This is a genomic window from Bartonella sp. AC10YNML, assembly GCF_042196825.1.
GTDB lineage: Bacteria > Pseudomonadota > Alphaproteobacteria > Rhizobiales > Rhizobiaceae > Bartonella.
Genome location: NZ_JBHIRA010000001.1, coordinates 224,144 through 244,096 on the forward strand (window position 1 = coordinate 224,144; position 19,953 = coordinate 244,096).

Annotated in this window: 16 protein-coding genes and 1 tRNA gene; 8 read left to right on the forward strand and 9 right to left on the reverse strand. The window is 36.9% G+C overall.

All coding sequences use genetic code 11. The features are described 5' to 3' along the window. Window positions 1-17: 17 nt before the first annotated feature. The 3 genes from ACFINA_RS00845 to ACFINA_RS00855 all read right to left on the reverse strand — a co-directional run bounded on the left by ACFINA_RS00845 (window position 18) and on the right by ACFINA_RS00855 (window position 2,570). Window positions 18-413 (reverse strand): MliC family protein, encoded by a 396-nt coding sequence (locus ACFINA_RS00845; RefSeq protein ID WP_375606065.1) that lies wholly within the window; start codon window positions 411-413, stop codon window positions 18-20. Window positions 414-829: 416 nt separating this feature from the next. After that, window positions 830-1,963: a 3-dehydroquinate synthase gene (aroB, locus tag ACFINA_RS00850; RefSeq protein WP_375614924.1), complete on the reverse strand. Its 1,134-nt coding sequence runs from the start codon at window positions 1,961-1,963 to the stop codon at window positions 830-832. Then, entirely contained in the window at window positions 1,938-2,570 is a 633-nt protein-coding gene (locus tag ACFINA_RS00855) for a shikimate kinase (protein WP_375606223.1), read from the reverse strand. The genes aroB and ACFINA_RS00855 overlap by 26 nt, the downstream gene beginning before the upstream one ends. 260 nt (window positions 2,571-2,830) lie before the next feature. On the opposite strand from ACFINA_RS00855, the gene ACFINA_RS00860 reads away from it, so the two are divergent. The 3 genes from ACFINA_RS00860 to ACFINA_RS00870 all read left to right on the forward strand — a co-directional run bounded on the left by ACFINA_RS00860 (window position 2,831) and on the right by ACFINA_RS00870 (window position 5,594). Beyond that, window positions 2,831-3,769 carry a site-specific tyrosine recombinase XerD gene (locus tag ACFINA_RS00860; protein ID WP_375614925.1) on the forward strand — a complete coding sequence of 313 codons (939 nt, stop codon included), beginning with the start codon at window positions 2,831-2,833 and terminating at the stop codon, window positions 3,767-3,769. 78 nt (window positions 3,770-3,847) lie between these two features. Further along, entirely contained in the window at window positions 3,848-4,804 is a 957-nt protein-coding gene (locus ACFINA_RS00865; protein WP_375606222.1) for an acetyl-CoA carboxylase carboxyltransferase subunit alpha, read from the forward strand. A gap of 40 nt (window positions 4,805-4,844) precedes the next feature. Then, complete coding sequence (locus ACFINA_RS00870; RefSeq protein ID WP_375606062.1) at window positions 4,845-5,594, forward strand: L,D-transpeptidase family protein; 750 nt, start codon at window positions 4,845-4,847, stop codon at window positions 5,592-5,594. A gap of 860 nt (window positions 5,595-6,454) precedes the next feature. Here the strand turns inward: ACFINA_RS00870 and ACFINA_RS00875 are convergent. From ACFINA_RS00875 to ACFINA_RS00885, 3 genes are all read right to left on the reverse strand, one after another. Beyond that, window positions 6,455-7,516, reverse strand: coding sequence for a CobW family GTP-binding protein (locus ACFINA_RS00875; protein WP_375614926.1), 1,062 nt, complete (start codon window positions 7,514-7,516; stop codon window positions 6,455-6,457). Window positions 7,517-7,922: 406 nt separating this feature from the next. Then, on the reverse strand, window positions 7,923-9,020 hold the full coding sequence (locus ACFINA_RS00880; protein ID WP_375609965.1) for a D-alanyl-D-alanine carboxypeptidase family protein: 1,098 nt from the start codon (window positions 9,018-9,020) through the stop codon (window positions 7,923-7,925). Between the two features lie 691 nt (window positions 9,021-9,711). Further along, entirely contained in the window at window positions 9,712-10,518 is an 807-nt protein-coding gene (locus ACFINA_RS00885; RefSeq protein ID WP_375606059.1) for a lysophospholipid acyltransferase family protein, read from the reverse strand. A gap of 129 nt (window positions 10,519-10,647) precedes the next feature. On the opposite strand from ACFINA_RS00885, the gene thiD reads away from it, so the two are divergent. Next, the gene (thiD, locus tag ACFINA_RS00890) at window positions 10,648-11,502 is read left to right on the forward strand and encodes a bifunctional hydroxymethylpyrimidine kinase/phosphomethylpyrimidine kinase (RefSeq protein WP_375614353.1); all 855 of its coding nucleotides are present in this window, start codon (window positions 10,648-10,650) and stop codon (window positions 11,500-11,502) included. Between the two features lie 1,935 nt (window positions 11,503-13,437). Here the strand turns inward: thiD and ACFINA_RS00895 are convergent. The 3 genes from ACFINA_RS00895 to ACFINA_RS00905 all read right to left on the reverse strand — a co-directional run bounded on the left by ACFINA_RS00895 (window position 13,438) and on the right by ACFINA_RS00905 (window position 14,596). Next, window positions 13,438-13,914, reverse strand: a complete 477-nt coding sequence (locus ACFINA_RS00895) for a GNAT family N-acetyltransferase (RefSeq protein WP_375614927.1) — start codon at window positions 13,912-13,914, stop codon at window positions 13,438-13,440. Between the two features lie 23 nt (window positions 13,915-13,937). Next, window positions 13,938-14,246, reverse strand: a complete 309-nt coding sequence (locus tag ACFINA_RS00900; RefSeq protein WP_375606056.1) for a hypothetical protein — start codon at window positions 14,244-14,246, stop codon at window positions 13,938-13,940. A 275-nt stretch (window positions 14,247-14,521) separates the two neighbouring features. After that, a tRNA-Gly gene (locus tag ACFINA_RS00905) sits at window positions 14,522-14,596 on the reverse strand. 186 nt (window positions 14,597-14,782) lie between these two features. Between ACFINA_RS00905 and ACFINA_RS00910 the strand changes: the two genes are divergently transcribed. The 4 genes from ACFINA_RS00910 (at window position 14,783) to holA (ending at window position 18,552) form a co-directional block, all read left to right on the forward strand. Further along, window positions 14,783-15,760: an ABC transporter substrate-binding protein gene (locus ACFINA_RS00910; RefSeq protein ID WP_375609962.1), complete on the forward strand. Its 978-nt coding sequence runs from the start codon at window positions 14,783-14,785 to the stop codon at window positions 15,758-15,760. A 63-nt stretch (window positions 15,761-15,823) separates the two neighbouring features. Next, entirely contained in the window at window positions 15,824-16,720 is an 897-nt protein-coding gene (locus tag ACFINA_RS00915) for an ABC transporter permease (protein ID WP_375614356.1), read from the forward strand. Beyond that, the gene (locus ACFINA_RS00920; RefSeq protein ID WP_375606053.1) at window positions 16,713-17,507 is read left to right on the forward strand and encodes an ABC transporter ATP-binding protein; all 795 of its coding nucleotides are present in this window, start codon (window positions 16,713-16,715) and stop codon (window positions 17,505-17,507) included. The genes ACFINA_RS00915 and ACFINA_RS00920 overlap by 8 nt, the downstream gene beginning before the upstream one ends. Window positions 17,508-17,511: 4 nt before the next feature. Beyond that, window positions 17,512-18,552, forward strand: coding sequence for a DNA polymerase III subunit delta (gene holA, locus ACFINA_RS00925; protein WP_375606052.1), 1,041 nt, complete (start codon window positions 17,512-17,514; stop codon window positions 18,550-18,552). Window positions 18,553-19,953 lie beyond the last annotated feature (1,401 nt).

The following is a 19,953-nucleotide window of genomic DNA, read 5'->3' on the forward strand; positions in this document are numbered from 1 at the left end:
AATATTTCCCGTATTATTTAAAATAATAATGTTGACTCATCTTTACAGAGGATAGGTTTTTTTTCTTCTGGATCCTGAGCAAGGTCATAAAGCGTGACTTCTTTGTTCTTCTCCCACCAGATATACTGAGCTCCTGCAAATTTTGCTCCTGTTGCCGCGATGACATTAGCAGCAATGACACGGTCACCGTTCCATTTGAAATCAACCAACGAAATATTGTCAGCATTAAGATAGACTGCCTCTACGCGCTCTTTACCTGTTCCAGTATCACATTGATAGGTAATGGTCTCTGTTTTGGGCTCTGGATTGTCTGGTACTTCAATGATTAAAGAACCAGCTAAGCTATTGTTTGAGCTGAAGAGTGATAAACTTAAAGCGGTGAAAAATCCTAAAATGTGCAAAGTTTTTTTCATGATGCTTCCCTATATTCCTAATATTGTGCACAAAGAATAATTTGACTGATACGATGGTGTCTACGGCAGGATTCGAACCTGCGACCCCAGGATTCATACCACTTCGATTTTCACCGCCAGCCTTATCGGCTGTTTGTGGTCTGGACTGTCTCTTCACCTTGAAGCTTTTGCTCTTTAGGTGCTGCCCGTTCAGTCTCTACACCTTTCTCTCATTTGAAAAGAGACTTGGCTCGGGATTGGCATATAGTCGCCCATGAAGCTTTCCCCGAATTTGAGCAGATTCACTTTGAGGATTTCTCCTCAAAGTGCCCAATTTCTTTAGGAATCCTGTGCTCTATCCTACTGAGCTACGCAGACATCATCATATTTAATCTTTAATAGAAGTATAAAAACGAATCAATTATATTCAATATGAATTAACGAATTTCTGTTAATTTTTGTTCCAAAAAGGATAAAACTGCATCTGGTGAAATATTTTTTGCAATAAATGATTGGCCAAGTCCGCGTGTTAAGATGAAAGTCAAATTGTTTTGCGAAACTTTTTTATCTTGGGCAATGAGAGTCATTAAAGTTTCAGCATCTGGTAGAGGCCCTGGGATATCCTTTAATTGTGTAGGCAATCCTATAAATTTGAAGTGCGCTTCAATGCGTTGTGTAAGCGTGGGGCTTATTAAATTTAATTGAGCAGAAAATTGATGAGCTAGAATCATCCCAATTGCTACACTTTCGCCATGGATTAAACGGTTAGAGTCATAAGCGGTTGCTGTTTCAAGCATGTGTCCAAATGTATGGCCGAGATTTAAGAGTGCGCGCTCTCCGGTTTCGTATTCATCGCGTGCTACAATGTCAGCTTTAAATTGGCATGAGCGAACAATGGCTTCTGTTCGCATAGGGCCATTAGAGAAAATTTTCTGCCCATTTTTTTCAAGCCACTCAAAAAAGTCAGGTTGGTTAATGAGACCGTATTTTACTATTTCTGCGTAGCCAGCGCGAAATTCGCGCGGCGGCAGGGTATCAAGAAGACACGTGTCAGCAATAACGCATTGTGGTTGATAAAAAGCACCGATAAGATTTTTGCCATATTGGTTATTGATTCCAGTTTTTCCACCAACAGAGGAATCAATTTGTGCAAGAAGCGTTGTGGGCATTTGAATGAAGTTCATACCACGGCGGATTATACTTGCTGCAAATCCTGCTAGATCGCCAATGACACCACCGCCAAAAGCAATAACACAGTCGCCTCTTTCTAAACGCGCAGCAAGAATTTGATCGATGACAACTTGCAGGGTTGAAAATGATTTTGATTGTTCTCCCGCTTCTACAATAATAGGGACAGTATGAATTTTATTTTTTGTTAATTCTGCTTGCAATATCTCCGAATAAAGGGAGGCAACATTTGTATCTGTAACAAGTGCCAAGCGCGTTTGATGAGGATCTTTTTTGTTAAGAGCATGTTTAATCTGTGAAGCAGCTTGTGTAATCAGACCCGGACCAATGATGATATCGTAACAGTGTTTGTCCAGTTTAACAGTGACGGTTTTGGTTTGCATGCTGGTTATCCCTATTGTTAATTTCTGTGTATAGGTAGTGCTGTACGGATCGTATAACATTTTGTGCTACGGTATGACGGCTTTCTTTATGACTGTTAATTGTTAAGTTTGCCTTTGCATAGATAGGATAACGCTGTTCCATGAGTTTTTGCATAGTTTCTTTAGGATTGGCTGTTTGAAGCAGGGGACGTGTTGGGTGTTTTGAGACACGTTGCATGAGGATATCAAGATCGACTTTTAGCCATATGGATATACCATTTTGGTGAATGGCTTTTCGGATATTTTCATTTATGTAGGCACCACCACCTGTTGCTAAAACAAGGGGACTTTTTTTCATGAGGTTTAGAATAACACGCTGTTCAAGAGCACGAAATTCGGATTCACCATAAATTTCAAAGAGTTCCGTGATTGTCATTTGTGCAGCTTTTTCAATTTCTTGGTCAGAATCATAAAAAGGTAAACGAAGCATGGTGGCGACGCGTTTTCCGATCACTGATTTGCCTGCCCCCATAAGACCAACAAGGACAAGTGCTCTTTTATCAAGGGACGATAAGAGCTGATTCTTTATTTGTGTTATGGGGACGCGTTTTTGTCGATTGCTTTTCATAACTTTATTTCGGCATTTATCCATCTTAAAGTCAATTCCTGTTAATCTTTGTGAGGCATAATACGAGATAGAATATTTTTGGGTAGGTTATTGTCTTATGCCAACATTGACTAGATTTTTGATGATTCTTTTCATTTTGCTTTCTGTTCTTTTCATTATAATGGGTGCTCTTGTGGTTTGGGTTGAACCAGTAACTGTGGATATGTACATTGATGTTCCTTTGGATTCATGGAATCTTTCTACGGGAGCGAATCAATGAAATGAAAAGTGATGCTGTGATAGATCATTTTCTTGAGATGATGAGTGCGGAGAGAGGGGCTTCGCCTCATACGCTTGCGGCTTATCAGCATGATTTGCAGTGGGCACAAGACGAATTGTCTTCACACTCTGTTTCGCTTTTTTCAGCACAAAAAGAAGATTTAATTACCCTTTTGTCGCTTATGCATACTTTTGGTTTTGCGGCATCGTCGCAAGCGCGCCGTTTATCGACTTTGCGTCAGTTTTATCAATTCCTTTATGCTGAAGGGTTGAGAGTAGATGATCCCTCTCATGATATTGATGCACCTCGTCAGGGGCGTCCTTTGCCCAAAATCATGAGTGAAGATGCAGTGATAAAATTGCTTGATTTTGCGGAGTTAGAAGTCAATCAAGCAGACTATGGGTCCAAAGGTTATTTCCGTGCACTGCGTCTTCAGCTATTGATTGAAATGCTTTATGCAACAGGGTTACGTATTAGTGAGTTGGTGAGTCTGTCGGTTCAGTCCGTTCGAAGGAAAGAGTACAGCGTTTTGGTTCGTGGTAAGGGCAAAAAAGAACGAATGGTGCTGTTATCAAAAAAAGCATGCCAAGTTCTTTCACAGTGGTTAAATTTGCGTGATCAGGGAAAGGATGCTACGAGTTCTTATCTTTTTCCGGCGCATTCCGAGACAGGATATATTGCTCGTCAAGTCGTTGCACGGGAGTTGAAAAATCTCGCTAGAAGAGCAGGGATAGGAAGTGATAGCTTTTCTCCCCATGTGTTGCGTCATGCTTTTGCTAGTCATCTTTTGCAAAATGGTGCTGATTTGCGTGCCGTTCAACATTTGTTAGGTCACTCTGATATTGCTACTACTCAGATTTATACCCATGTGTTGGAAGAGGGACTTTATCGTTTAGTCAATGAGCATCATCCACTTGCCGATGAGCAAAAGGCTCGTTAAAGAAAAGGTGATGTTTTTGAAAAAGACTTTATAAAGCAAATTATAAGTGTATAAGTGACACTGAATGAGTTGACACAAATGTATAATTATCTTGATTTTGAAAAACCAGTTGCTGATCTTGATGGGAAAATTCTTGAATTAAAAAAAATTTCTCAGGAAAAAGGCAGTCTTGATATGAGTGACGAGATTGCTCGTCTTGAAACGCGTTCCCAAACAGCGTTGCGCGATATTTATAAAAAATTATCGCCGTGGCAGAAAACACAAGTTGCTCGTCATCCGGATCGTCCCCATTTTATGGACTATTCTAAACGCCTATTGAGTGACGTTACGCCTTTGGCCGGAGATCGCAAGTTTGCTGAAGATGAGGCTATTCAAGCGGGGTTTGCACGCTTTAAAGGTGAGGCCATTGCTTATATCGGTCAAGAGAAAGGTCACGATACGCAAACACGTTTGCGCTATAATTTTGGTTCTGCACGTCCAGAAGGCTATCGTAAAGCTGTACGTATTATGGAAATGGCTGACCGCTTTGGTTTGCCACTCCTCACTTTTATTGATACAGCAGGTGCTTATCCTGGGGTAAGCGCTGAAGAACGTGGGCAAGCGGAAGCAATTGCTCAATCAACAGCTACAACTTTGCGTTTGAAAGTTCCTGTGGTTTCCGTTGTTATTGGAGAAGGCGGTTCTGGAGGGGCGATAGCAATCGCGGCTGCCAACAAAGTTTATATGTTGGAGCACGCAATTTACTCTGTTATTTCACCAGAAGGAGCAGCTTCTATCTTATGGCGTGATCCAGCTCGTGCAAAAGATGCTGCAATGAATATGCGTATTACCGCTCAAGATTTGTATCGCTTAAAGATTATTGATGGCATTATTTCGGAACCTTTAGGGGGAGCGCATCGTGACAAAGAGATTGTCATTGATGCAACGGGTGATGTTATTTCAGAGGCTTTAAAAGCTATGGCTGGAAAAGATGGTCAAGTGCTTAAACAAGAGAGAAGGGAAAAATACCTTCAAATTGGTCGATCTCTAACATAGGTTATTTTTTGTGAGGGGTGTTGGATTGGAGTTTTATTCGATGACATTTAGCAGATTCCTCGCTGTGTGCGTGTTGTTTGTAATGGGACTATTGACAGCATGTGAAGGAAGATTACCAGCCTCTATTCGCGCTAAAGTTGAGCAGCCATTGCCGCAAGAAATTAAAAATAGAATGGTTCTGTATGATATAGATCCCTATGCACCGATTATGATGCGGTTTTTTAAGGAAGAAAATCTTGCTGAAGTTTGGAAGCAATCTCGTTCAGGACCTTTTATATTGGTTGCTCGCTATGGCATTTGCAAATGGTCTGGTAAGCTTGGACCTAAATATAAAGAAGGGGATCTTCAGACACCAGAGGGTTTTTATACTATTAGCGCAAACCAAATGAATCCTTATTCAAAATATTATCTCTCTTTTAATATAGGATTTCCTAACCTGTATGATCAGGAAAATGGTCGCACAGGAAGCAATCTTATGGTGCATGGTTCTTGCTTTTCCGCAGGTTGTTATTCTATGAGTGATAAGAACATGGCTCAGATTTATGCGTTTGCACGGGATGCTTTTAAAGGAGGACAAAGAGAGTTTCAGTTGCAGGCTTTTCCTTTCCGCATGACCGAGGATAATATGTCACGTCATAGCAAGAATCCTCATTATCAATTCTGGGTTATGCTTAAGAAAGGTTATGATTTTTTTGAAAAAAATCGTCAACCTCCAACTGTTGAGGTTTACGGAAAACGTTACGTTTTTAATCGCGATATTGATAAAACTTCAGTTTCTCTAATGCAGTGAGTGTTATTGTATCCTACAGCACCGTAAACACTATCACTTAATAATGGTGATACAGGATATGCAAAAACTTTGCACATAAGGTTTTTAAGTGAGTAGTCAATATTTTAAAGCGCAGAGTTTTTTCATAGAGCTTTATGTAAGTAAATCATATGAAGTGGGAAGCCAAGAGGAATTTTCTCAAGGAAGTTGGATTGTTTGCACATCGTTACTGGTCTCAACCTTCGTTTGAGTAAGTTAACATGAAATGTACCTCTCTTTTTATTCTTTTATGCTGTGAAATATTGTCTTGTCGTGCTGTTATAAGATACATTCACATATTTTAAAATGCGATATTGCCTCTGTCTGATTTTGGTTTTTTTCTTAACAGGGATTTTGATTTCAATTAGCTTGAATAAATATAGAGTTGAGCAGAATATTTTAGAACCAAGAATTTGGCCAATCGGTCTGTGAAATGAATCACATGAAGTTATTTGCAGATGAAGCGCATTTAGAGAGAAAACAATCTGTTTTCAGATTGATGGGTATTAATTTTTTTATCGTAACAATTTGATTTATAATGATAATTTAGTGTTTTCAAGTCAAATTAGAGCCCTGAATACCGTAAGATTTTCTCATTTCAAAGCCGTTCCATGTTGAATAAATTAAAACCATTTGCTTGCACGTTACAAGCGGGGATCGCTGCGTGGGTGAAATTGTACAAGAAAGACTAAAATGCTTTTTACAAACCGTTTTAAGTGCCAAGAGCTTGTTTCAACATTGGGAATTAGCAAAGTGTGTAATGGTGCCGGTTTGCTCCTTTAAAAGCATAAAGATGGTGGTGCCAATGAATTTAATGTTATATCATTGAAGGGGCGAAAAAATTAAAATTTTATTCCTGGAATGACCAGAGGATTTTCTAAGAGAGCTGTTTTATCTGCAGTATCTATTGCTGGTTTATTAAAAAAAGCATTGAGGAGCTTTTGTATTGCTTCTTTTTCAACACCATCGGCAATGATGACAAAACGTGTTTGTTTTATTCCTTTTGGCCATGCTGGCAATCTTATGGGAGGATGAAAAAATGTTTGTACGCCATGTAATACAAGTGGGCGATAAGGGTCATCACGCAATGCGATAATTGCTTTAATACGTAATAATTTTGTACCATAGCGCTCTTGTAGGAGATCTAAAAAAGCTTCAATTGTGGCGTAATCAACAGGATCCTCACAGTTTAGTGAAAAGGTACGAATGGTTTTATGGGGGGTATGATCATGTGGGGTAGTCGTAAGATTTTGTTTAAGTTTTGTATTTTCTCCTTTTTCATCCCATAATGTGTTATTTATTAATAGATTTGAACAGAAATCTTCAGAATGGGCGTCAATGATTTGTGCTGTGGGATTCATTGTTTTAAGTGTGCTAAGGAGTGTATCTGAAAGCGTTTGTGGGTCTCTAAGATCTGTTTTGGTGAGAATGATTTTATCAGCAAATATTAATTGTTTATATATTTCAGGGTAGCGCTTACATATGGAAAGTGGGCTTAATGTATCAAATGTTGCAATAACAGCATTTATGGACAATGTTTGAATAAACAATGGGTGGCTTAAAAGTATTTGTAAAATAGGGGCGGGATCAGCCATCCCTGTGGTTTCAATGATAATATGATGGAGTTGTTTGATCTGTCCTGTCTGAACGCGATTTATTAAATCAATTAATGTGTCGATGAGATCACTGCGTAAATTGCAACATAAGCAACCACTGGCAAGCTCAATAATTCCTTCTGTCGTTTTTTCAACCAGAAGGTGATCAATACTGATTTCGCCGAATTCATTGATGATAACAGCACATTCTGTTAGAAGAGGGGCTTGTAGCATACGGTTAAGCAAAGTTGTTTTGCCAGAGCCTAAAAAGCCCGTAATAAGCGTGAGAGGGATGCGCTTTATTTTCATGTTAATCATCAATCATAGTTTTGTTTTTAAAAAATATATCTCAGTATGTCGAACCAATTTATAATGGTGTCCGTGAGGGATATAATGGTTAATCCCCCATGAAATCTATTGTACCACTATCTTTACGCTTATAAAGATAGGTGCACGTGGGTATATCATACACTTTTTAGCGTCAATGTTATGATAATTCTTGGTTCTTGAAAGGATTTATAGGAAGGATTTTTATTCCTTGTTTTAATTATTTTATCTACATGCTCATCCATCTTGTGGCGCGCAAGAGACTGGTTTTATTGATTCAACAAATACAGATTTGAAATGAGAGAATCTTACAATACTTGCGGGTCTGACATAAGGTACAAAATAATTAATTATCATTATAAATCAAAGTATTATAATTAATTGTAGATTATGATTTATGGCTTTTTATAGAATGGTTTGCGTGCTTTTTATACGGAATATAGGGTTTTCTTAGTGGTTTTACTGTCATTTTAGGTGCTTGTGGCGTACGAATGAGGTGTACTGATAAAGGATGAGAAAAAGAAGGTGGAGCAGTGATAAAAGGTGAGGTGAGAATAATATTTCCTTGATCATCATATGAATTTGCATGCATTTTTATGGCTTCAGGTGTGCATGTTTGTTGTCTCATATTGTTGGCTTGTGTTATGTTGCTCCCATAAGGTTTTAATGTTGCTAGTGTTAATTGGGGGCTTCCTTGGTGCAAAAATCCTATTTCAAGAAGTTGTGCAGCTTTTTCTTCTCTTTCGCTTATGTTGTTAGCACCTAGAATGACAGCAATAATTGTACGTTTATTGCGGGTGGCTGAGGCAACAAGATTAAAACCAGAGGCACAGATAAAGCCTGTTTTCATACCGTCTATCCCATAAAAACGGCCAATGAGGTTGTTTGAATTATGCTGAATTTTTCGATTATTACCAAAATCAATGGCTGGAATAGAAAAATAATGAGCATATTGTGGAAATTCTCGACGTATTTGAACGGCTAAAAGAGCAATATCGCGTGCCGTGGAGTAGTTTTGAGGGTCTGGTAAACCACTTGCGTTTGCAAAATGGGTGCCAAACATGCCTAAACGTTTAGCTTCGCTATTCATTTTACGTACAAAATCTTTCTGTGAACCTGCAATGGCTTCACTCATAGCAATAGCTAAATCATTGGTAGATTTAACCATGGTGATACTTAAGGCTGTATCAAGTGTGAGTACAGAACCAGCTTTATAGCCTGAACGATATGAGGGAGCTTTTGCGGCGTATTCGCTGATGGTGATATGTTTGTTTGGTGAAACTTCTCCTCGGCTCATGGCACGAAAAATAACATAAGCGGTCATTAATTTTGTCAAGGAAGCAGGATACCAACGCTCAAAAGCTTGATTATGTTTTAAGATACGCCTCGTTGTAACATCAACAGAAATAAAAGGCTGCGCTAGAGCGACAGCGCTGGATAAACTCAAAATCACAGAAAAAAATAAATTATAGAAGAGACGTTGCATTAATTTAAATCTAGTTCCCTCTTATTCGTTATTTAGAATTGTTTTAATGTAGCACACAAAGCTTTTAAGTCTAGGATAGGGAGGAAAGATGGTTAATTGCTGTATCCGTTGTGTCTGTGGGATAAAAACCAACACTCATTTTTATTTTCCCCTTGAATTTGGTTTGATGACTTAAGTATCTCAAGAAATACTTTTTAAATAATGAAGATTGTACAAGATTTCATGTTCTTGGAGGGATTGAATTTCTCAGAAAAGAATGAATCTGCATAATCATGCATTTTTCTTGCTCTCCTGTTAGGATAGCCCTTGGCACTTGAGACTGTTCGTAAAAAGCATTTTAATCTTTTCTTGTATCGTTTATTCACACAGATATCCCCGCTTGTAATGTGTAAGAAAATGATTCTAATTGATTCAACCTAGAATAGATTTGAAATGAGAGAATCTTACGGTATTCAGGGTTCTCATTCAAGTTGAATAACGCTAAAACATCCTTATAAGTCAATGAGATGTATGTTATTTAAATGATTTTAAAGAGAGGAAGAATTCTTTTTCAAAAAAATTTACACATTGATTATTTCTTATCATGTACATGTGTTTTATAATTTTGAATTAGAAAGTTTGAAGTATCTTTCTTATATTTTTGTTTCTTATACTCCGCTCAATATACAAAGTGATACACTATTCTTATCAATCAGTGCATTGTTTCATGATGATTTAGTTTTTGAAGTTTCTGAACAGCGTATGGTGGCATAGGAGGAGGGCTAGGATCTTGAGCTGCTAAGAGAAGCAGTTCATCACACGCTTTTTCAGTTTTTTGGACAAGTTGATCTAGAAAATCACGTTTGCTTAAACCTGCCTCTATCGGGGGAAGAATACGGACACGAATTGTTCCGGGATAGCGGCGAAAATTATTGCGTGGCCAATATAAACCCGCATTGTGTGCAATAGGAACAACTTGAAGTCCTAATTCATTATAGAGCGCGACAATTCCTGACTTATAATCTGGTTTTTGACCGGGTTGTCGGCGTGTTCCTTCGGGAAAAATCAAGATTTGGCGCCCTTGTTTTACTTTCTCTTTTGCTTTTTGTATAACCATTTTTAAGGCTTTGATGGGGGTTGTACGGTTAATGGGGATAATTTGTGTTTTTGCCATATACCAGCCAAACAATGGAATCCACATCAATTCACGTTTTAAAATGAGAGTGGGATCATCAAAATAGGGAACAAGACTGAAAGTTTCCCAAGCCGATTGATGCTTTGGAGCAATGATATAGGGTCCTTTGGGAAGATTTTCTAAACCTTCAATCTCATAACTTGTGCCTGCGATGTATTTTTGCAAAAAGAGTGTAACGCGTGCCCATGTTTTAGGGACAATCCATGCCTTTTTGCGGGGCATTAAAAAATAAACGGGAGCGTAAAGAATCATTTGTATGAAAGTTGTTGTATAAAAAGCGAACGTAAAAAGAATAGAACGAAGGATAAGCACTACATTTTCCATTTTATAGCTATAAGAAGACTTCATATATAATATAATTCACATGAGAAAACATCTTCTTTATGTTTTTTCAAGCATCTATTTTTTCGGTAACTCATTTTCCGATATTTAAAAACAGAAGGGAAGAGGTTAATGGAATTACAAAAAGATAAACTTTTTATTCCACGGATTTTATCTATTGCGGGAACAGATCCTTCTGGTGGCGCTGGAATGCAGGCGGATTTGAAGGTTTTTTCAGCTATGAAAACTTATGGTATGAGTGTGGTTACAGCTGTTGTTGCACAAAATACTCAGGGTGTGCGTTCTTTTCAGGCATTAGATGCTTCTTTTGTTGCAGATCAAATTGATTCTGTTTTTGAGGATATCCATGTTGATGCCGTTAAAATTGGTATGGTTGCAAATGCTCAGATTGCACAGGTTATTGCAGAACGTCTTGCTTATCATAAAGCGCGTTTCATTGTTTTTGATCCGGTTATGGTTGCAAAAAGTGGTGATGTTCTTTTAAAGTCTGATGCAATTGAAATTATGCGTGATGTTCTTGTGCCGATGTCAACTTTGATCACGCCAAATTTGCCTGAAGCTGCACTGTTATTGGGAGGTGAAGTGCAATGGTCTTTAGAGACTATGTATCAATATGCTCCACGACTCTTGGCGCTAGGGTGTCATGCAGTTTTGTTAAAAGGGGGACATTTGAATACGATTACCAAAAATAGTACAGAAAATTACGATTGTTCTAGTCCAGATCTTTATTGTGATTGTGAAAACCTTTTTATACTTGAAGCCTCTCGTCTTTCAACCACTCATGATCATGGGACAGGGTGTACCATTTCTGCTGCCATTGCAGCTCTGTTACCTACTCAACCTTTGGATTGCGCTGTTAAACAAGCAAAAGATTATTTGCATGGCGCTTTAACTGCCTCAGATGCTTTAAAAGTAGGGAAAGGGCGAGGGCCGCTTCATCATTTTTATGCATTATGGAAAGATTAATACAACGGTTGATTGTGAAAAATCTTCATTCTATGAATTTGTGTCGTCATTATATGATGTTTTGGGCTTATGATTGATAAGTGTTAGCGCATTGTAGCTTAACAGTTATTTTGTATTAAGAAGGATAAGAAAAAATGTTATAATTTGCTTCTTTTATATATTTTTTACGATTAATCTATCCTGTTTCAGAGGCAATTTTGAGTATAAAAAAGAGAGCAAGGAATTGAAAATCAGGATTTGATAGCAAAAAGTGTAGAGGGAAAGACCTTTTACAAGGCGATATTAAAGCTGGCGGATCCACTATATTTGCTGTTTCTTATATTGGTGGCAAAACAGGATGAGTCAAAATCGTCATCAAAATTATTATATATCTAACATTTACATAGTTTTTGTCGGCACGGATAGGGTTTTCTAAATAGAAATTGATACTTCCTGATGGAATTATCAATGATCTTTCAGGTGATATGGTAAATTTTTTTCGGATATTACAACGTCATTATCCTTTTTTATGGAGCTGCTTTATGGAATTATTGGCGTTTCAGATGAGTAGCCATGAGGAGTTTCAACATTTATACAGCAAGATCTAGAAATTTTTACGAATTTAGAGCGGACTTTAAGGTTTTTATATTTATAGTGATTAAATTTTAGCAAGAAGGTAGTCGATTGCACAATCGGAGTTTCAATAGACCTGTAGCGTGTGGTTTAATCTTTTCAAAATTGAATTTTTATTCTGTTGTTTAGCAGATGTTACCATTAAACATTTAAAATGGTCTAATTTTGTTGTGCACTATGACGATTTCAATACTTTATGTTACCTTATCTTGATTTGAAGTTATGCTTCTCATGTAAAATAGGATGCATTTATATTGTTAATTCACATGTCTATTTTAAAGAGATTTCTCTCAAAGTGTGTCACATCCATTTTATAATAACGTTCGTGAATGGTCTAAAGCCTCTATGAAGTGTATAAAGCTATTATGCTTCCCATTTTTACATTTTCAAGGTGAAAGGGGTACCTCCTATACTATTTGGGCTCCCAATTTTGCGATAGTCTTTGGTATTTCAGAGCGTTCAGAAGAAGAGTTTTTATTCCTTTCTTCAAGTGAATTTTATTGATGCCTCAATTTTTCCTGTTATGTGTGAGCAGATGATTGTGAGTGATTTTAATGTATAGAGATTTGAAATGAGATAATCCTATGATATTTGAGACGCTTGCTCAATATGAATAATGGTAAATTATCTTTATAAACCAAGTTATTAATTTATTTTTGTATTGAAGATTATTCTGGATAAGAATTTGTTCAAGAAAGAGGATTATCAAATAATGTCTACGCTGTTTGCACAAGTACAAGGGAAAATTTCCTTTATCTTTCAAATGATGTGCCAGAAATCCCAAAAATTTAATTTACTCTAAATAATAGGTGAAAACAGTTTATTTCGTTTGAAAATAATTACAATTAGCGTGAGAGATTTTTCATCATCAACTGTAATATAGAAAAAGAAACAATACATATAAAGGACCTTTAAAAGTTTTTTTAAGCTCCTTTGGTTATTGTATAAAGCAAAAATTTTTTCTATTAATTAACTAACAGACTAACCATCTAACAAACTATGATGCAACTGTCGTTTTAAATGTTTTCTTTCGAGTTCTTCATAATTATCAGTAACATACAGTAGATTATCGATCATATAAAAAATTACATTTGTTCAACTTAGATTTGTGATAGATATCTTTTTAAGACAAATTAAAAAAATAAGAAAATTTGAGTGCGTCATTTGAAACAATTATGTTTGTAATAACTGATTTTAGCTTTTCACTATCAGTATTAAAGGGGATTGGTCAAGCTTCCTTGGTTATATCGATTGCTTGATCATATTTGAGTTTTGTTGAAAATAATAAATTTTTTAATTGATGAGCAAAAAAAGAGTTCATAGCTAAACCACTACGTGTTTATTGGAATAAATTTTAAATTTACCAAAGTTTGTAAAACCAAATTTTTTATAAATGCTAATTCCCTCGTGAGAGGCTTGCATACCAATTACATGACATCTCCTTCTTTTTAAATGCTCAATAGCAATTTTTGTCATGAATGTCCCAACACCTCTTTTCTTAAAATCCGGCTTGGAGACAATATCATACACTCCACCAATCCCATCTGCTTTAATACAAAAACATATTGCTACAGGATTATTATTTATATAACCAACGAACATCTCTACATCAGAGTCTTTTTTATAATAATGGCCTATTGCTTCATAAAATATAACCGCTTCTTCATCAAAAGGCTCGAATACTGATGCCATAACATTTCCGTAATCTCTAAAATCTTGAAGGGATTCAACTTCTTTGATTTTGAAGTTATCCGGCATAGAAGTAACATGTGAGTCTATATCTTGCGCTAAAGCTGCCATTCCTACCTCTGTTTCAACATGCTCTAAGCCAATAGATAAGAGAACTTCATCAACTTTATAATGAGACGAATGAGGTCAACCCACCAAGCTAAAGGTAGTTTCTGCGCATTAAAGGAATCGATAATAGACTTTGCCTGCTCTACAGGTATAGTTTTTTGTAAATTTTTAGCAGAGATAATATTGAATGTATCTGAAGCAAATGTTGAATTAATAGAAGACACGCCATTTGGAAAATCAACAATCTTTATTTTAGGGCACAATTTTGGTAAAAAACATACTTTTGAACAAAAATTATTCTCTAATGATAAGTCAATTTTTGATTTGTTTAACATTTGTTTTTCTTATCATTGCTCATCATTTTTAATTAATCTTTTATATGGTGGCTGTAAAAAATCCGTCTAAGTTCAAAATTATTATCTTAAATCTAAGCCCCCAATCCAATAGATGTTTCATAAGAAATTACGAAGCTTAGAAAAACTTTGAAAAAAATAAATTGATACAAAACCGAATGGAAAAATATACAAAACCTGCTGGCAAGCTACATACAGCTACAACAACCGATGACAAGCTATAACTCCACACAAGAACGAATAAATACAAAATTCAATGGAGCGGGCGATGGGATTCGAACCCACGACCCCAACCTTGGCAAGGTTGTGCTCTACCCCTGAGCTACACCCGCTTACCGATTCGATATATGTCTTGTCTGTATGGCGTAGGCTTCTACGAATTGCAACAAAAAAATATCATTTTAGTTTGATTTATTTTGTCCATGTTTAAATAAAATGAAATAAAGATTGATTTTAGAAAATTCTTCAGTAATAAATTATTCCTTTTTTAATTTTTGCATGGAGAGGGGTGGAGTATAATGTTGAAGAGAATAAATATATTAGGGATTATCATTGCAACTGTTTTTATGATGAACAGTGTTGCAAAGGCCGATGACCAAGTTAAACACGTTAAAGTTGCAATAACGCAAATTATGGTCCATCCTGCTGCGGATGCTGTTCGTAAAGGTGTGGAAGATGTGCTTGCAGCAAATGGTTATAAGCAAGGTGAAAATTTTCACCTTACCTTTTTATCAGCGCAGGGTAATATTTCAACAGCAACGCAAATTGCACGTAAATTTGTTGGTGATAAACCCGATGTTATTGTCGCAATTACCACGCCTTCAGCACAAACGATGCTTGCGGCAACAAAAACAATTCCTATCGTCTTTGCAGCAATTTCTGATCCTATCGGAGCTAAAATCGTTTCTTCGCTTACCAAACCTGGCGGTAATATGACAGGGAGTTCGGATCGTATAGATGTTGCAGAAAGTGTTAGACTTTTACAAGAAGTAAAACCAGATTTGAAAAAAATTGGTTACCTTTATAATGCTTCTGAGGCAAATTCTGTTTCGACACTTAAGGTATTAAAGGATGTAGCAAAAAAAGCAGGAATTGAAATCATTCCTTCATCGGCACCAAAACCTTCAGATGTTCAGGCAGCAACACGCGCTTTAATCGGTAAGGTCGATATTATTTTTGTTCCTGCTGATAATACGATTTTATCTGTTTTAGAAGGTGCAATAAAGGTCTCAGAGGAAGCCAATATGCCTGTATTTACTGTTGATGCTAATACTATCGGGCGCGGGCCTTTTATGACGCAAGGTGTGAATTTCTATGATGTAGGGGTTGATGCTGGGAAATTGGTTGTACGTATTCTAAAGGGTGAAAAGCCTGGTGATATTGATGTTGTGCAGGCGGCTAATAATGACATTCGAATTGATTTGAAAGCAGCTAAAAAAGCAGGGATTGTTATTCCGCAGGCAGTTATTGATCGTGCAACAAAAGTGATTCAATAACTTTTATTGATAGAGTGTTGATACAATAAAAATACGTTAAGTTTTCATGGGGATTGTCTTTACATGAATATATTTGCGTTTTCTGGCGCTGTGGAATTAGGCCTTATTTATGCGTTTGTTGCTATAGGGGTTTATCTTTCATTTCGGGTTTTAGATTTTCCTGATTTAACGGTTGATGGTTCGTTTCTTCTTGGTTCCTGTGTCTGTGGCGTCTTGATTCTTTTAGGTTTTAACGCATGGGCAGCTATGGCATGCGCTTTTTGTGCAGGTATGGCGGCTGGTTTATTAACAGCTATGTTAAATTTGCGTTTTGGCATTTTAAATCTTTTGGCTTCCATTTTAACAATGTCGGCACTTTATACGGTTAATCTTCGTATTATGGGAATTATGGGAGGGTCTAATGTTAATTTAGCCCTTGCTGATACGGCGTTAACGCCCTTTTATAATCTGTTTGGTTTGTCCGATATTTTTGTGCGTCCTCTTTTCGTTGGTATTGTGTTGCTAGTTATGGCGTTTTTGATTTGGCGCTTTTTGGAAAGTGAAATTGGTCTTGCTATGCGTGCAATGGGCGCTAATCCACGCATGGCGACGGCGCAAGGTGTTCATACATCAGCATTGATTTATTTTGGTATGGGGCTTTCTAATGCGTGTGTTGCTCTTGGTGGTTCTCTTTATATTCAAACTGCCATCGCAACTGATATTACCGGTGGAATTGGAACTATTGTTTTTGGGTTGGCTGCCGTGATTATCGGTGAGACTCTCTTTCGCACGCGCAATATTTTGTGGATTATAATCAGCTGTATTGTGGGGTCTGTGCTTTATCGTGTAGCGGTGCAATTTGCATTTGAAGCAAATGGCATTGGTATTGATACATCGACAGATCTTCAGTTGATTACTTCGCTGTTGGTTGTTTTAACTCTTATTGTGCCACGTTATTGGAGGAGGCGTAAACGTGATTGAGTTGTTTCATGTTGGGGTCACATTTAAACCGCAAACGCCTTTGGAAAAACAGGCTTTAATTGATATTAACCTCAAAATTGAGCAGGGTAGTTTTGTTACGGTTATTGGTTCAAATGGTGCTGGTAAATCCACTTTGCTTAGTGTTTTGGCAGGTGCAACGCTTCCCTCGACAGGAAGAGTCGTTATTAATGGACAAAATGTTTCTAGGCAATCAGTCAGTGAACGTGCGGGAAAGATTGCTTGTGTTTTTCAAGATTCCTTAGAGGGAAGTTGTGGTTCTTTAACAATTGAAGAAAATTTGGCTCTTGCTGCTCTTCGAGGAAGTCGTCGTGGTTTGCGTTCAGCTTTAAACCATGAAAAACGGCAACTTTTTCGAGAAAAAATTGCTCAATTAGGCATTGGTCTTGAAGCATATATTCATAATCCTATGGATAGTTTATCAGGTGGGCAACGCCAAGCAGTTTGTCTTGTGATGGCAACATTAGCACATGCGGATGTTTTATTGCTTGATGAACATACCTCAGCACTTGATCCTGGAATGGCTGATTTTGTGATGCGATTGACTGAAAAAATCGTTGAAGAGAAAAAATTAACGACTATCATGGTGACTCATTCTATGCGTCAGGCTCTTGATTTTGGTGATCGCACATTGATGTTGCATGGTGGAAAAGTGATTTTGGATGTGAGTTATGAAGAGCGTAAGGGCTTGGATGTCAATGATTTAATTGGTATGTTTCAGAAAGTTCGCGGGGAAGTTCTTGATGATGATGAACTGTTAATAGGTTAATAATGTGGCTCAGAAAAAAGCACATGAAGTTGATCAATTTCTAACGCGTTTTTCACGTGCTTTTCCTATTGTTCTCATTTATGGGACGGATCGTGGACTGATTTGTGAGCGTGCACAACATTTTGCTAAGCTTACACGGGTGGCAATAGAAGATCCATTTTCAACAGTTCGTTTGGATGCTGGTGAAATTGATAAAGATCCTGCACGTTTGGAAAATGAAGCGCGTACGTTATCGCTTTTTGGGGGAGATCGTTTGATATGGATCTCTAATGCGGCTAACCAAAAAGGTTTTCTTGCTGCTTTAAAGCTTTTAATTGAGAAGCCACCAGAAGCTTGTTTTATTCTCATTGAGGCAGGAGATTTAAAAAAAGGAACAGGGTTGCGCAATGTTGTTGAAACAGCGTCAAAAGCAATGGCTTTGCCTTGTTTTGCTGATGATATGCGTTCTCTTGACGGTTTAATTGATGAGGTTTTAGGACAGTTTAAGAAGACTCTTTCTTTGGATGCACGTAGATGGTTGCATGAAAGTTTAGGGGCGGATCGTCTTGTGTCTCGCGGTGAATTAGAGAAGCTTTGTCTTTACGCTGAAAATGTTCATATTACTCTTGAAGATGTGAAAGCTGTTGTAAGTGATGTAAGTGTTCTTTCTCAAGATGAAGTCATTGATGCTCTTTTATTGGGCGATATATCTGGCTTTGAAGCGCATTTTAACCGACATGCAGCATTGCATGGGACGCTTTTTTTTATTTTAAGTACAGCACAGAGGCATTTTCAGCAATTACAGCTCTTGCGTTATCAGGTAGAGATTGAAGGAAAATCGCCTTTTACGGTGGTTTCTCAAGCACGTCCTCCTATTTTTTTTCAACGGAAAAAGATCGTTGAACAAGCTTTAAAATATTGGAAGTTAGAGCAAATTTCTTATGCGATGGAAAGAATTCAGAGTGCTGTTTTAGACAGCCGTAAAAATACGCTTTTGGCTGAAGCTATCATTCGTCAAGTTTTGTTAGGGCTTACAATTATTGCACGACGCCAGATGGCTGCTTAGTGTTTTAAAAATATTATGATTTTTTATTTTAAATACAATACAGAAGCATTTTCAGCAATTACAGCTTTTGCGTTATCAGGTAGAGGTTAAAGGAACGCTATTTTTGAGGAGGCGTTTTAAGAGCTTTAAAGTTTGATAAAAACTTTCCTTCAAAAGACAATCTTGATACAGTTTTATTATCTTATTGTGCCGCAAAACACTGTTCTTTAGGTTAGTAATATAAGGCTCAGGTGAAATTTTACGCATTCGGTGTTTTTTGTGTGGGTATTTGGTGAATATTAGGTTGGTTCATAGAGTCTTAATGGAGTAACACCCCCATGTAAAACAGAGTATCTCAAACAAAAGAAGACATTTGTATGGTAGATTCATACGCTTTCTTAGAAATATTTTTCAATGCGCGTCATATCTATTTCGCGTCGGTGTTTATGAATGGTGTAGAAGTAAAGTTCCTTGTGAAGAATATAAAACCCATAGAGCAACTTTATCTTTACGCTTAATAAAAGTGCAAGTCGACACTCATTATATACTTTGCTAGCCTCTAATGTTGCTACAGTTTTTAGCATTAGAGAGCGTTTTTCATCATTTTGCTCACATGTCTTCTTGTGACGTGTAGACAAGAGATTTTAATTGATAAGAGGGTTTGTGATGGAAGAATTTTACAGTATTCGAAGTTATGATTTAAACTGAAAACAATAATTATATTTATAAATCAATGTATTATAGATTAATTGAATCACATAAAATAGTGAGCTAGAGGAATCTTTTAGACAAGAAAATGAATTGTTTGCAGATTGGTATGAATTAAGAATTTTCTTGGGATGAGGAGAAAGTCAAAATAGATTATGATGAAAACGACAGCACCTATGGGGAAACTTTTATGTTTGATACAGAGATGATAATCTTAGCAATGAATGTGTCTCATAAACAGAACTAGCCATTGTTTATTATTAATAATTTATTATTTTTCATATTGAATCAATCAGAACAATGTCTTTTGCACGTCATAAGTGGGGGGCGTGTGGATAAAAACTGTACAAAAAAGCACTAAAAATGCCTCTTATGAATGCTCTCAAATTCCAAGGTTTTTTGCAACATTGGGGGTAGGAAAATATAATGATAGTGTTTTATTAAGTGTGAAGAGGGTCGTGCTTAATAGATTATAGTTATAACATTTATGAACACTGTCGTGAGATAGGCTAGGGAGCGAGATGCCTTTTAAAACAAACCCATGAATTTGTAATCCAAATTTATTCTGTTGAGGGCGTTCTATTTTACGTGAGGGGTGTGATTCCATTAAAGGGATATTCGGTGTTTTTGTTATCAAACTTTTTCTTTATTGAGAGGGCGTGTTTTTCTCATATTTATTTGATTTATGGTATCCGGAATCGGGAGAGGAAAATG

Bases quoted from the DNA above. Each gene is read 5' to 3' on its own strand.
- ACFINA_RS00845 (WP_375606065.1), bottom strand. From the start codon at position 413: ATGAAAAAAACTTTGCACATTTTAGGATTTTTCACCGCTTTAAGTTTA.
- aroB (WP_375614924.1), bottom strand. From the start codon at position 1,963: ATGCAAACCAAAACCGTCACTGTTAAACTGGACAAACACTGTTACGAT.
- ACFINA_RS00855 (WP_375606223.1), bottom strand. From the start codon at position 2,570: ATGAAAAGCAATCGACAAAAACGCGTCCCCATAACACAAATAAAGAAT.
- ACFINA_RS00860 (WP_375614925.1), top strand. From the start codon at position 2,831: ATGAAAAGTGATGCTGTGATAGATCATTTTCTTGAGATGATGAGTGCG.
- ACFINA_RS00865 (WP_375606222.1), top strand. From the start codon at position 3,848: ATGTATAATTATCTTGATTTTGAAAAACCAGTTGCTGATCTTGATGGG.
- ACFINA_RS00870 (WP_375606062.1), top strand. From the start codon at position 4,845: ATGACATTTAGCAGATTCCTCGCTGTGTGCGTGTTGTTTGTAATGGGA.
- ACFINA_RS00875 (WP_375614926.1), bottom strand. From the start codon at position 7,516: ATGAAAATAAAGCGCATCCCTCTCACGCTTATTACGGGCTTTTTAGGC.
- ACFINA_RS00880 (WP_375609965.1), bottom strand. From the start codon at position 9,020: ATGCAACGTCTCTTCTATAATTTATTTTTTTCTGTGATTTTGAGTTTA.
- ACFINA_RS00885 (WP_375606059.1), bottom strand. From the start codon at position 10,518: ATGGAAAATGTAGTGCTTATCCTTCGTTCTATTCTTTTTACGTTCGCT.
- thiD (WP_375614353.1), top strand. From the start codon at position 10,648: ATGGAATTACAAAAAGATAAACTTTTTATTCCACGGATTTTATCTATT.
- ACFINA_RS00895 (WP_375614927.1), bottom strand. From the start codon at position 13,914: ATGGCAGCTTTAGCGCAAGATATAGACTCACATGTTACTTCTATGCCG.
- ACFINA_RS00900 (WP_375606056.1), bottom strand. From the start codon at position 14,246: ATGTTAAACAAATCAAAAATTGACTTATCATTAGAGAATAATTTTTGT.
- ACFINA_RS00910 (WP_375609962.1), top strand. From the start codon at position 14,783: ATGTTGAAGAGAATAAATATATTAGGGATTATCATTGCAACTGTTTTT.
- ACFINA_RS00915 (WP_375614356.1), top strand. From the start codon at position 15,824: ATGAATATATTTGCGTTTTCTGGCGCTGTGGAATTAGGCCTTATTTAT.